Origin of the sequence: Mycolicibacter icosiumassiliensis (assembly GCF_900078685.2) — a bacterium.
Taxonomy (GTDB): domain Bacteria; phylum Actinomycetota; class Actinomycetes; order Mycobacteriales; family Mycobacteriaceae; genus Mycobacterium; species Mycobacterium icosiumassiliensis.
This window is the reverse complement of the sequence record NZ_LT546166.1, coordinates 2916919-2929926: the sequence shown is the minus strand read 5'-3', so window position 1 is coordinate 2929926 and position 13008 is coordinate 2916919. Positions and strand designations below refer to the sequence as shown.

General features: G+C 66.4%; 10 protein-coding genes and 1 rRNA gene. 5 read left to right on the top strand and 6 right to left on the bottom strand.

Annotated elements, in window-relative coordinates; all coding sequences use genetic code 11:
- Positions 1 to 153: 153 nt before the first annotated feature.
- The 3 genes from BN4346_RS37975 to BN4346_RS37965 form a co-directional block, all read right to left on the bottom strand.
- Positions 154 to 1688, bottom strand: a 16S ribosomal RNA gene (locus BN4346_RS37975).
- Positions 1689 to 2076: 388 nt separating this feature from the next.
- Positions 2077 to 3345, bottom strand: coding sequence for a tyrosine--tRNA ligase (tyrS, locus tag BN4346_RS37970; protein WP_067974387.1), 1269 nt, complete (start codon positions 3343 to 3345; stop codon positions 2077 to 2079).
- Between the two features lie 17 nt (positions 3346 to 3362).
- On the bottom strand, positions 3363 to 3974 hold the full coding sequence (locus BN4346_RS37965; RefSeq protein ID WP_067973736.1) for a DNA-3-methyladenine glycosylase: 612 nt from the start codon (positions 3972 to 3974) through the stop codon (positions 3363 to 3365).
- A gap of 69 nt (positions 3975 to 4043) precedes the next feature.
- Here BN4346_RS37965 and BN4346_RS37960 point away from each other — a divergent pair, with 69 nt between their 5' ends.
- The 3 genes from BN4346_RS37960 to BN4346_RS37950 are packed head-to-tail and all read left to right on the top strand — an operon-like array spanning position 4044 to position 6186.
- On the top strand, positions 4044 to 4802 hold the full coding sequence (locus BN4346_RS37960; protein WP_067973733.1) for an ABC transporter ATP-binding protein: 759 nt from the start codon (positions 4044 to 4046) through the stop codon (positions 4800 to 4802).
- Positions 4736 to 5566: an ABC transporter permease gene (locus BN4346_RS37955; protein ID WP_067973730.1), complete on the top strand. Its 831-nt coding sequence runs from the start codon at positions 4736 to 4738 to the stop codon at positions 5564 to 5566. The genes BN4346_RS37960 and BN4346_RS37955 overlap by 67 nt, the downstream gene beginning before the upstream one ends.
- On the top strand, positions 5566 to 6186 hold the full coding sequence (locus BN4346_RS37950) for a TetR/AcrR family transcriptional regulator (RefSeq protein ID WP_067973727.1): 621 nt from the start codon (positions 5566 to 5568) through the stop codon (positions 6184 to 6186). The genes BN4346_RS37955 and BN4346_RS37950 overlap by 1 nt, the downstream gene beginning before the upstream one ends.
- On the opposite strand, the gene BN4346_RS37945 is transcribed toward BN4346_RS37950, so the two are convergent.
- Together BN4346_RS37945 and BN4346_RS37940 are read right to left on the bottom strand one after the other, a co-directional pair.
- Positions 6152 to 6385: a Trm112 family protein gene (locus BN4346_RS37945; RefSeq protein ID WP_067973723.1), complete on the bottom strand. Its 234-nt coding sequence runs from the start codon at positions 6383 to 6385 to the stop codon at positions 6152 to 6154. The two genes, BN4346_RS37950 and BN4346_RS37945, sit on opposite strands and share 35 nt — an antisense overlap.
- On the bottom strand, positions 6382 to 9369 hold the full coding sequence (locus tag BN4346_RS37940; RefSeq protein ID WP_067973720.1) for an acyl-CoA synthetase: 2988 nt from the start codon (positions 9367 to 9369) through the stop codon (positions 6382 to 6384). The genes BN4346_RS37945 and BN4346_RS37940 overlap by 4 nt, the downstream gene beginning before the upstream one ends.
- A 115-nt stretch (positions 9370 to 9484) precedes the next feature.
- Between BN4346_RS37940 and BN4346_RS37935 the strand changes: the two genes are divergently transcribed.
- Positions 9485 to 11266: an ABC-F family ATP-binding cassette domain-containing protein gene (locus BN4346_RS37935; protein WP_067973716.1), complete on the top strand. Its 1782-nt coding sequence runs from the start codon at positions 9485 to 9487 to the stop codon at positions 11264 to 11266.
- Positions 11267 to 11448: 182 nt separating this feature from the next.
- Here the strand turns inward: BN4346_RS37935 and BN4346_RS37930 are convergent, their stop codons facing one another.
- Positions 11449 to 12108, bottom strand: a complete 660-nt coding sequence (locus BN4346_RS37930; RefSeq protein ID WP_067973713.1) for a M15 family metallopeptidase — start codon at positions 12106 to 12108, stop codon at positions 11449 to 11451.
- Between the two features lie 125 nt (positions 12109 to 12233).
- Between BN4346_RS37930 and BN4346_RS37925 the strand changes: the two genes are divergently transcribed.
- On the top strand, positions 12234 to 13001 hold the full coding sequence (locus BN4346_RS37925) for a siderophore-interacting protein (RefSeq protein WP_208863248.1): 768 nt from the start codon (positions 12234 to 12236) through the stop codon (positions 12999 to 13001).
- Positions 13002 to 13008 lie beyond the last annotated feature (7 nt).

Below are 13008 nucleotides of genomic sequence, written 5' to 3'. Positions count from 1 at the left end.
GCACAAGACTTCTGGCGGTTGGTGATCAAAGCTGTTGTTGTTTCAAATTAATCTGCACCACCGGGCACCCACTACAGGCCCCGGCGAAAATATCCCAACCATCATGTATCCCGCACTCGTGACGGGGACGGGGGAAAAAATGGTGCTCCTTAGAAAGGAGGTGATCCAGCCGCACCTTCCGGTACGGCTACCTTGTTACGACTTCGTCCCAATCGCCGATCCCACCTTCGACGGCTCCCTCCACAAGGGTTAGGCCACCGGCTTCGGGTGTTACCGACTTTCATGACGTGACGGGCGGTGTGTACAAGGCCCGGGAACGTATTCACCGCAGCGTTGCTGATCTGCGATTACTAGCGACTCCGACTTCATGGGGTCGAGTTGCAGACCCCAATCCGAACTGAGACCGGCTTTAAAGGATTCGCTAACCCTCACGGGATCGCAGCCCTTTGTACCGGCCATTGTAGCATGTGTGAAGCCCTGGACATAAGGGGCATGATGACTTGACGTCATCCCCACCTTCCTCCGAGTTGACCCCGGCAGTCTCTCACGAGTCCCCACCATAACGTGCTGGCAACATGAGACAAGGGTTGCGCTCGTTGCGGGACTTAACCCAACATCTCACGACACGAGCTGACGACAGCCATGCACCACCTGCACACAGGCCACAAGGGAACCGATATCTCTACCGGCGTCCTGTGCATGTCAAACCCAGGTAAGGTTCTTCGCGTTGCATCGAATTAATCCACATGCTCCGCCGCTTGTGCGGGCCCCCGTCAATTCCTTTGAGTTTTAGCCTTGCGGCCGTACTCCCCAGGCGGGGTACTTAATGCGTTAGCTACGGCACGGATCCCTAAAGGAAGGAAACCCACACCTAGTACCCACCGTTTACGGCGTGGACTACCAGGGTATCTAATCCTGTTCGCTCCCCACGCTTTCGCTCCTCAGCGTCAGTTACTGCCCAGAGACCCGCCTTCGCCACCGGTGTTCCTCCTGATATCTGCGCATTCCACCGCTACACCAGGAATTCCAGTCTCCCCTACAGTACTCTAGTCTGCCCGTATCGCCCGCACGCCCACAGTTAAGCTGTGAGTTTTCACGGACAACGTGACAAACCACCTACGAGCTCTTTACGCCCAGTAATTCCGGACAACGCTCGCACCCTACGTATTACCGCGGCTGCTGGCACGTAGTTGGCCGGTGCTTCTTCTGTACCTACCGTCACCCCAAGAAGAATCTTGGAGCTTCGCCGATACTGAAAGAGGTTTACAACCCGAAGGCCGTCATCCCCCACGCGGCGTCGCTGCATCAGGCTTGCGCCCATTGTGCAATATTTCCCACTGCTGCCTCCCGTAGGAGTCTGGGCCGTATCTCAGTCCCAGTGTGGCCGGACACCCTCTCAGGCCGGCTACCCGTCGTCGCCTTGGTAGGCCATTACCCCACCAACAAGCTGATAGGCCGCGGGCCCATCCCACCCCGCAAAAGCTTTCCACCACACACCATGAAGCGCGCGGTCCTATTCGGTATTAGACCCAGTTTCCCAGGCTTATCCCAAAGTGCAGGGCAGATCACCCACGTGTTACTCACCCGTTCGCCACTCGAGTACCCCCGAAAGGGCCTTTCCGTTCGACTTGCATGTGTTAAGCACGCCGCCAGCGTTCGTCCTGAGCCAGGATCAAACTCTCCAAACAAAAACCATTTGGAAACAATCCCAAAACATCAGTTCCGAAAAACCGACAAAAAACGCCACACCCCCAACACGGGGCGCCAAGAGCATGGCAAAAACAACAACAAACAAAAACCACCAAACACACTATTGAGTTCTCAAACAACACGCCCGACCGAGCGCGCAGCCTACCCGCGGTGTTTAACCGCTTGCAGGCCGTGCGGACAGTCAGAATCCGTCGCGATTCTCTCGAATCCCTCCGGGGCGTCTCTGGGGCTTCCGTTTCCGGCGCTCCCTGCGACGTGGATAAAGTTACGCGAGGGGAATCTAAGAGTCAAATCCGCTGGTCAGGAAGATTTTTCAAGATCAACCTGTGCCGACGATCGCGTCGCCAGACCCTCACGAGACCCTCACTAGACCCTCTCAATACCAGCCACATTGCGCTTTCCTCGGCGCAACACCAACCACCGACCATGCAAGAAATTCTCGGGCTCCGGCGTCCATTCCTCACTGTCGACGCGAACGTTGTTCACCGAGACACCGCCCTCGCCGATGGTGCGCCGGGCCGCGCCCCGACTTGCCGACAGACCGGTGGCGACCAATAGGTCGACAATGGTGTCCGCGGTTCCGGGCTCCAGCCGCGCAACCGAGGTCTCCTGCAGTGCCGCCGTCAGGGTGGATTCGTCCAATCGGGTCAGCTCACCGCGGCCGAACAGCGCCTGGCTGGCTAACTCCACCGCCTCGGTCGCCGCCTCCCCGTGCACCAGGGTGGTGAACTCCCGGGCCAACGTGCGCTGGGCGGCGCGTTCGTGCGGGCGCTCGGCGGTCGCTTCCTCCAGCGCGGCCAGTTCCTCGGCCGACAGGAAGGTGAACCAGCGCAGGTAGCGGACCACGTCGGCGTCGGCGGTGTTGAAAAAGTACTGGTACCAGGCGTATGGGCTGGTCATCTCCGGGTCCAGCCACAGACTGCCGCCGCCGGTGGACTTGCCGAACTTGGTGCCGTCGGCGGCGGTGACCAGGGGCACGGTCAATGCGTGCACCGTCGCGCCCAGTTTCTGGCGCACCAGCCGGACCCCGGCGATGATGTTGCCCCATTGATCGGAGCCGCCGATCTGCAGCGAACAGCCGTAGCGCTGATGCAGCTGCACGTAGTCGTTGGCCTGCAGGAGCATGTAGCTGAACTCGGTGTAGGAGATGCCCTCGTCGAGGCGGCGCCGGATGGTGTCGCGGTCAAGCATCACGTTGACCGAGAAATGCTTGCCCACGTCACGCAGGAATTCCACCGCCGACAGCGGCGCGGTCCAGTCCAGGTTGTTCACCACTACGGCGCCAGTCGGGCCGTCGTCGAAATCGACGAAGCGCTCCAGCTGGCCACGGATCCGCTCGGACCATTCGGCCACGGTGTCGGCGGTGTTCAGGGTGCGTTCGCCGCTGTCACGAGGGTCGCCGATCAGCCCGGTGGCACCGCCGGCCAGCACAATGGGCCGGTGTCCGGCCCGCTGGAATCGGCGCAACGCCAGCAGCGGCACCAGGTTTCCGGCATGCAGGCTGGGCGCGGTCGGGTCGAATCCGGCGTAGACCGTGATCGGCCCGCCCGTCACGTCGGTGGTCAGGGCGTCCAGGTCGGTTGACTGGGCGATCAGCCCGCGCCAGGTCAGCTCGTCGAGAATCGTCGTCGGCATGGGTTGATTTTCCCGGATCAGTCCGAGGCGCCCGGCGCCGGTGCCCGCGGGCTGCGCCGGTAGGCCGAAACCTCGGGTTTGCCGGGCGCCCACAGCCGCCATGGCCGGTCGGCAGCCAAGCTGACGCCCACCCGCGGTCCGGCCTGCGCCGGCAGCGGTCCGCCGAGCCGAAGCCGCACCGGACTGGCCGCATCGAACAAGTCGATTCCATTGTCTTGCATAGTGATTCCTAATGCGGAGCAGAGATTGCCCGGACCGCGGGCCAACGCCACCTCCGGCACGGCGTCACCGCGGCGGGCCCGGACCAGCGACTCCCCTTCGTCGATCACCGCCGCACGCAGCAGCACCGCGGCGGCCGTCCCGTCCGGGCCGCAGACCACGTTGGCGCAGATGTGCATGCCGTAGCTGCGGTAGGTATACAGGCGCCCGGGCGGACCGAACATCACGCAGTTGCGTGCGGTGGGGCCGCGATAGGAATGCGCCGCCGGATCTGGCCAGGGGCCGTTCGGCACCCCGCCGTAGGCCTCCACTTCGACGATCGTCGCGTCAACGCCGCGGCAGGTCAGGGTGGCGCCGAGCAACCGCTGGGCAGCCGCGAGCGGATCCACGGCAAGCCGGGCAGCACTCACGCTGGGAGATTCTGCCCTGCGACCCCAACGCCATTGACAGGGCGTCGCGCCGGGCAGATTATTCACCACATGATGATTTCATCGCGTGATGAATTCTCGGGCTCGGGTCCGGCCGTCGCGATCGATCACCTTCGGGTGGTGCGTGGCAAGCGGCCGGTATTGCACGACCTTTCAGTGCAGATCGCCCCGGGCACCATCACCGGCCTGCTCGGCCCCTCGGGCTGCGGAAAGACCACCTTGATGCGCTGCATCGTGGGCACTCAACTGATCACCGACGGACGGGTCGAGGTGCTGGGCAGCCCGGCCGGCTCCCCCGTGCTTCGCCACCGGGTCGGCTACATGCCGCAACAGGCCACCATCTACGACGACCTGCGGGTGATCGACAACGTGCGGTACTTCGCCGCACTCGCCGGGGTGGACACCCGCGAGGCGGACGACGCGATCGAGGCGGTGGACTTGCAGAAACACCGCGGCGACTACTGCGCCAACCTGTCCGGTGGGCAGCGCGCCCGGGTCTCGCTGGCCTGCGCCCTGGTCGGGCGGCCAGACCTGCTGGTGCTCGACGAGCCGACGATCGGCCTGGACCCGGTGTTGCGCGCCGAACTCTGGCAGCAGTTCTCGGCGCTGGCCCGGCGCGGCACCACGCTGCTGGTGTCCAGTCATGTGATGGACGAGGCCGATCACTGCGGCGATCTGCTGCTGATGCACGAGGGCTGGCTGCTGGCGCGCACCACCCCGAGACGACTGCGAGAGGAGACCGGATGTACGTCGATGGAGGAAGCGTTCCTGTCCATCATCCGGCGCACCACCGCGCCCCGAGCCGGCTGACCGGATTCCTGCAGCCACGGCCCTTCGTGGCGACCACCCTGCGCATCCTGCGCCAGCTCGCCGGTGATCACCGCAGTGTCGCGATGATCTTGGCTGTGCCCAGCCTGGTCATCACGCTGATGTATTTCATGTTCTCGGGCGCTGTACACCCGCCGGGCACCCCGTCGCCGTTCAACGCCGCGTGCCTGATTCTGCTGGGCCTGTTCCCGCTGTTTCTGATGTTCGTCATCACCGCGATCACCATGCAGCGCGAACGCGCGTCGGGAACCCTGGAGCGCATCTTGACCACCCCGCTGCGCCGGGTCGACCTGCTCGCCGCCTATGGGACGGCGTTCTCGGTCGCGGCGGCTGCCCAGGCCAGCCTGGCGTGTGTCGTCGCCTTCTGGCTGCTGGATTTCCACACCGTGGGCAGCCCAGCCTGGGTGTTCGGCATCGCGATCATCAACGCAGTGCTCGGTGTCGGTTTGGGACTGCTGTGCAGCGCGTTCGCCCGCACCGAATTTCAGGCCGTGCAGTTCATTCCGCTGCTGATGGTGCCGCAACTGTTGCTGGCCGGGATCATCGTGCCGCGCGCCGCGATGCCCGAGTGGCTGCAGTGGGTGAGCGACGCGATGCCGGCCAGCTACGCGCTCGAAGCGCTGCAGCAGGTGGGCACCCACCCGCAACTAACCGGTGTCGCGGTACGCGACATCATCATCGTGCTGGCGTTCGCGGTTGCGGCACTGGGACTGGCCGCGGTCACGCTGCGACGACGGACGCCGTGATGGCCGCCGCAGGGCGCAGCCGAAAGCCCGGCCGCCCGTCGGGCGCCTCGGACAACCGAGACAAGATCCTGGCTGCGGCCCGAGACCTGTTTGCCCGCAATGGTTTCACGAACACCTCAATCCGGGCGGTGGCCGCGCAGGCGGGTGTCGACGCGGCGCTGGTGCATCACTACCACGGCACCAAGCAGCAGCTGTTCGCCGCTGCGGTCGAGCTGCCGATCGATCCGATGACGGTGCTGGGGCCGTTGCGCGAGACACCGGTCGAGCAACTCGGGCACACGCTGCCCGAACTGCTACTGCCGCTGTGGGATTCGCAGGCCGGAACCGGCCTGATCGCGGCGTTGCGATCCATGCTCACCGGGACCGAAGTGCCCTTGGCCCGCTCATTCTTCCGTGACATCGTGATCGCCGAGCTCGCCCCGCGAATCGATGAACCGGCCGGATCCGGCGTACTGCGCGCCGAGTTCGCCGCCAGCCAGTTGATGGGCGTGGTGGTCGCCCGCTACATCGTCGGGCTGGAGCCGATCGCCTCGCTACCGGCGCAGGAGGTCGTGGCGATGATCGCCCCGACCCTGCAGCGTTATCTCACTGGGAATCTGCCGGGCCCGCTTGGGCAATGAGCAGCGCGTGTTCGTCGTCGCCGACGGATTCGGCCTCGTCGATCAGCAGCACCGGAATGTCGTCGTCGATGCGGTAGGCCCGATGCAGGCGCGGGTTATAAAGCGCCATGTCGCCGGAGCCACTGGCACGCTGCACCAACAGCAGCGGGCCGCGGTCGGCCGGGCAGACCAGGATGTCAATCAGGTCTTGGGCGATCATGGGCGACCACCGGCCAGTTCCGCACGCACCGCGGCCGTCAGCCGTTTGAACTGCCGCGTGGTGGCATCGAAGTACCAGGCGTTGCGTCCGGCCTTGGGCAGCCCGGCCTCGCGCAGCGCGCCCACCACCGGGCGGTACACCGTGCTCAGCGACAGGTTCGGTACCACGTGGATGACATCGGGACCGGCGCCGGAGGGCAGCGCCGCCACCGCCTCGCTGAGGTCGGCGGCGGTGACTGTGGCGCCCGGCTGCACCGTCACCGCCGACACCACCAGGTCGGCCCGCTCGGTCGGCACCCGATAGGTGACCGCCAGGTCGACGCCGGTGACGGCACCGAGGGCATCGGTGATGACCACCGGGAACGCGACTCCTCGGTCGGTGTGGACGCTGGACGCGCGCCCGCCGACCAGCCAGTAGTCACCGTCGGAGTCGCGCCGGAACAGGAACTCGGTGGAGATCCAGGTATCGGCCGGGGCGAACACGCCGCGCTTGACTGAGGCCGACGGGTCGATCGGTCCGCGGGGTTTGGCCAGCAGCACACCGACTTCGTCGGTCTCGGCAACCCGCACGAAGCCCCGGTCGTCTTCCAGGATCAGGTCGTGATCGCAGTCGTAGGCGGCCAGCTCCACATCCACCGCGCCGGGTAGCGGACGGCCCTTGCTGCCGACCTTGGCGCCGGAAACGTTGGCCAGCACGGCCTGACCGTCCTTAGTGGCGAAGAACTCGACGACATGGGCCGGCGCGAACACCTCGGTGACCCGGTTCCACAGGCCGGTGGGCATACCGGAGCCGATGAACAGCCGGACCGGGTGGTTGCCCTGCAAAACAAAGTTCGGGTCGTCGATGACCTCGCCCAGCATCGCCCAGGTGTAGGACACCACGCTGACGCCGTACTGGCGAACCTCGGCGACGAACCGGTCCGGGTTCAGGCCGCGCGACAGTGCGATGCGGGCCCCGCCGACCACGGCACCGCCGAGGCTGACCAGCAGCCCGGACTCGTGGTGCAGCGGAGTCAGGCAGTAGACCGTGTCGTTGGGGCCCAGGGCCGCTGTCGACGCGGTGCCGAACGCCGAGAGCGCCCAGCGGAAGTTGGTGATCTGCTTGGCCACCAGCTCGCCGGCCGCATTACCGAAGGCTACGAACGCCAGGTCGCGGGCGAATCCCGGGTTCGGCCGGTACCAGCCGGGCAGTTCGACGGCGTCCGGGTCGATCCGTTCCATGTCGACGACGGCTTCAGCGTCGGGGGGCAAGTCCAGGTCGCGGGCTTCACCACCGCCGAGCACCAGCACCTGGCAGTCCAGCTCGCGGGCGGCCGGGCCGGCCAGCTCCAGAGTCTCCGGGTCCACGATGATGTCGGAGATACCACCGAGGCGGGCCGCGGGCAGCAGGTCCCCGTCGGTCGGCATCAGCACGGCCACCGCACCCAGCCGGGACAGCGCCGCGATCGCGACCAGGGCGCTGGGCCGGGTGGCCATCAGCACACCGACGTGAACGCCTTGGCGCACCCCGACGTCGATCAGGCCGCGGACGACGTTGTCGATGCGCTTGTTGACCGCCTCGTAGGTGTGCACCCGCCCGTCGAACAACAAGAATTCGCCGTCGGGCGAGTCGGCGGCCTGCTCATCGATGATGCGGCCCAGCGAGATTCGGGTGTGGTCGTTGATCTGTCCGAGTCGGGCCAGCCGAGGTAGGGTGCGCGCGGTCTCAACCGCCATGGTGCGCACCGATTTCTGCGCCGCCAGCATGGCGTCCGCGGCGCCGCGCGCCAGGGTCAGCGCGACCTCGGAGGCCTCCCCCAGCCCGTGCGCGATCCGCGACGTCATCGCGACGCCGCGCTTGGCGCCCTCGGACGGCTGCGCGGACATCAGTGCCACCCCCGCCGGCTGCGGGCCCATCCCAGACTGCCACAGCACCCAGCGCGCCACGGTCGGCCAGGTCAATTCGGCGGCCTTGGAACCCACCACCAGACCGAAGTGCCCTGCCCGCAGCAGATATTCGAAGACCTTGGCCTCAGGTGCGGCGCGGCGGATGCCGCGGACGGCCACCGGCTGCCCGATGTCATCGACCTCGCCCACGAATGCCAGCACCGGGCAGGTGATGTCGGTCAGGGTGACCAGTTGACCGTTGATCGCGAAGCCGCCGGTCATCATCCGGTTGTGGGCGATGAACTGCTTGAGCAGCTCCGAGATCGCCGGACCCGACCAGGCGATCCAGCCCTCGGACTCCAGGAACCGCCGCTGAGCCTCGCGCGGCAGCAGCGCCTCCCGGTCGTGCAGCTGGCGCAGGAAATCCATCCGGGCCTTCGCCGTCTTGAGCGGATCCATCATCTGGAAGCCAAGGCGCGCCTGCCATCCCGAGATGTCCAGCCGGTTGAAGACGTGGTCGGCCATGAAGCCGGCGACACCGGAGGCCAGATTGGGCGGCAGACCCATCGGCAGCGCGGCCAACGTGTCCACCGGCGAACCGAACGCGATGATGCTGGCGATGTTCTTCGAATGCCGGTATGCGCCGGTCTGATAGGCGAACATGCCGCCCTGGGAGTAACCGGCCAGGTGCACATCGCGCCCGGTGGTCTCCGCGACGGTGTCGATGGCCTGGCTCAGGCCGACGATGTGGTCGGCCAGATTGCGGCGCATGCCGCCTTCGATCTCGTCGGGTGAACCGAAGTCGATCACCCACGGGTCCACACCGGCATTGTGCAGAATGCCGACCGCGCCCTCATCCTGGGTGACGTCCCACATGTTTGCCGACATCATCATCGGGTGCACCAGCAGCACCGGCGGTCCGGGCTGCGGTTGCCCCGGTCGGCTGTCCGGCGGGAAATACCGCCGCAGCTTGTACATCGGGGTGCTCTCGACGATCTGGAACGGTGACGGCACGGTCCCGGTCTCCAGGCCGCCCCAGCGCAGCACCTCCAGGCCGTTCTGTGCGGTGGCCATCAGCCACTCGACCGGCCGGGTGATGGCCGACAAGTTCAGATCCACCGCTGCTCCCCTACTTCGCGCCCGATCCCGGAATATCGTGCACATTCTGGCACATCAGCACCTTAGGTCCGGCTGGTTCAGCATTCGCCGACCGGCAGGCAGTACCGTTCCAGCGGTGGCACACCTGCTCGGAGCTGAGGCCCTTCACCTGCAATACCCCACCGGTGTGGTGTTGGACTCAGTCACCCTCGGGGTGAACGACGGCGCCCGGATCGGCATCGTCGGGCGCAATGGCGACGGCAAATCGTCGCTGCTGCGGCTGTTGGCCGGCGCCGCGAACCCGGATTCGGGCCGCGTCACCCGACGTAGCGGTCTGCGGGTCGGGTTGCTGGACCAGGCCGACACCCTCGATCCCGACAGCACGCTGGGGGCCGCACTGGTGGGCGATCAAGCCGATCACGAATGGGCGTCCAACCCGCGAATCCGTGATGTGGTCGACGGCTTGGTCTCCGACATCGCTTGGGATGCAACCATCTCCGGGCTGTCCGGAGGGCAACGCCGACGAGTGCAGTTGGCGGCCTTGCTGATCGGCCAATGGGACGTGATCTGCCTCGACGAGCCGACCAACCACCTCGACGTGGAAGGGATCACCTGGCTGGCGCGGCATCTTCAGCAGCGCTGGGCCCGCAATACCGGCGGCCTGCTGGTCGTCACCCACGACCGGTGGTTTCTCGACGAAGTGGCCACCACCACCTGGGAAGTGCACGACCGCATCGTGGAACCGTTTCAGGGCGGCTACGCGGCCTATGTTCTGCAGCGGGTGGAGCGCGACCGGATGGCCGCGGCCAGTGAAGCCAGGCGGCAGAACCTGTTACGCAAAGAGTTGGCCTGGCTACGACGCGGGGCACCGGCCCGCACCTCCAAGCCGAAGTTCCGCATCGAGGCGGCCAACGCGTTGATCGCCGACGTCCCGCCGCTGCGCAACGAGGTCGAGCTGATGAAGCTAGCGACCGCCAGGCTGGGCAAGGACGTCATCGACCTGCTGGATGTCTCGGTCGCCTTCGACGGCAAGCCGGTGCTGCGCGACGTCGAATGGCGGATCGGCCCCGGCGAGCGCACCGGAATCGTCGGCGCCAACGGTGCCGGGAAGTCCACCCTGCTCGGTCTGATCGCCGGCACCGTGGTGCCGGACAGCGGCCGGGTCAAGCGCGGCAAGACGGTGCGACTGGGCATATTGGACCAGCAGTCGGCGGAGTTGGCGACGCTCACCGAAGACCGGGTGGCCGACGTGGTAGGCCGGCTGCGCAACGACTACCAGGTCGACGGCAAGGAGATGACGCCCGCGCAGCTGTTGGAGCGGCTCGGGTTCGGCAACGCTCAACTGTCAGCTCGAGTCGGCGAGCTCTCCGGTGGGCAGCAGCGGCGGCTGCAGTTGATGCTCACCTTGCTCGCCGAGCCCAATGTGCTGGTGCTCGACGAGCCCACCAACGACGTCGACACCGACATGCTGACCGCCACCGAGGACCTGTTGGACTCCTGGCCGGGCACCTTGATCGTGGTCTCCCATGACCGGTATCTGCTGGAGCGGGTTACCGACAACCAATACGCGATCCTGGATGGGCGGCTGCGGCACCTGCCGGGCGGTGTCGACGAATACCTGCAGCTGGCCGCCGACGCCCGTCGAACAACGGTGTCGCGGCCCGCCGCCGCAGCCGCCGGCGGCCCGGGCCCGCTGTCGGGCGCCGAACTGCGTGCGGCACAGAAGGATCTGGCCGCCGTCGATCGCCGGCTGGCGCGGCTGGCCGAGCAGATCGAGGCCAAGCACCACGAGCTGGCCGACTATGACCAGGCCGATCACGTGGGTCTGGCGGAGCTCACCCGGGAGCTGCGGGCGCTCGAAGCCGAGGTGGCCGAGCAGGAGGGCCGCTGGTTGGAGTTGTCGGAACTGGTGGAATAGGCCGCGGGAACCTGCGTCACATGCGCCCCACGGGCTCCGCGCGGGAAGCATGTGGGTGTTGCCGATCTGGATAGCGCCGGCGCTATCACTTGGGCCGGCCGCGGCCGTGATACCGCCGGTGACATCGCTCTCCGACTTCGGTCATTGGTCACTCGGCGGTACCAATGTGGCAGGAGTGTCCGTCAGCGCCACTCGAAGTGCTGGTAGTCCACCGGCGACTTCCAGTAGCCTCCCCAGCGCCACCCGGCTTCGGTGAACGCACGGACCGCGGCGTCACCGGCATGCAGCAGGCCCGGCTCGATTCGACGACGATCCAGGTAAACCCCGGCGTTGCGCGGCTCGAATTTGCCGTGATCGACCATCGGATTCAGCAGCGGGTTGACGTCGATGGCACGGCCATAGGCGTGTAGCGCCCAGTTGCCGGAGCCGGGGATGCGCCGGCAGTTGAACGCCGAGGTGTTGTTGTCCTCCATCGACAGCTCGTCGTCGCCGCCCCGATAGTGGGCCACCGGTTGCATCCGCTCGATCGGGAATTCCAGCCGATAGAGCCGGTCGAATACCGCGATGACCTGCGGGACCAGCTCCTGATTCACGATCAACTCGCCGCGGTGCGGCCGGTCGTCGAATCCGAGATGGGTCACGGTGACCCGCCGCAGCTGCGCCGGGGCAACCGGGCAGTCACGGTGCCAGGTCGGGCCGAGTTCAGCGGCCGTAACGCGTGCGACGGCGGCGGTCTCGGGAGCGACGTTTCGGGGCGAGGGTGCTGCCAGTACTGAGGTGGGCGCCGGCGGGGCGCCTCCGGTGCACTGCGGCAGCAGCCCGCAGAGCGCGATCGCCGCCATCAGGCGCCACGCGGTCGAGATCTTTCGGGTGCCGTTGATCCCTTCACGCTAGCGGAGCGCTCGATCTGCTACTGTCATCAATTAGGTAAGGCATGCCTAATTTAATTCGACTCTTTGGAGACCTCGTGGCACCGCTCCTCGATTCGTTACCCCTGGTCAGCACCCTGCGCGACGCGCTGTTTTTGTCCGCAACCGTCGGGGAGACCGAACAGTTGACGCCGACGATGCGCCGTATCCGTTTCACCGGTCCACGATTGCGGGACCTGACCTGGACACCGGGCCAGCACGTCCGTCTGCAGGTCGCCGGTCTGCTCGATTCGGTGCTGCGCCTTCACCCCCACGACGCACTACGCAGCTATTCCATCTACGACGCCGATCCCGACGCCGGAACCCTCGACATCGTGATGTGCCAACACGGCTTCGACCGAGACGCCGTCACACCTGCCCGGCGGTGGGCGACGGCCGTGTCGCTCGGGGACCACGTCGATTTCACCCGGCCCCAGGGCAATTTCGTCGTCCGCCACGACGCGGCCTACCACGTATTCGCCGGGGAAGAGACGGCGTCGGTCGCGTTCGCCGCGATGCTGCGGTCGTTGCGGCCCGACGCGGCGGTGTACGGCGTCGTCGAAGCGGCGACCGAGGCCGACCACCTACCCCTCCCGCGGTCGGTGACCCAGGTCGAGCGCGGGGACGCCTCGGCGGCGAACTCCGACGTCCTCGCCGACGCCCTGCGCGCCGTCGAGCTTCCCGACCGTCCCGGCATCGCCTACCTCGCCGGTGAGGCCCGCACTATCCAAACCCTGCGGAAGATCCTGATCACCGAACGCGGCTGGGATCGACGGCGCATCCGTACCAAACCCTTCTGGACCCCCGGCCGCACCGGCATGGAATAGGCCACGC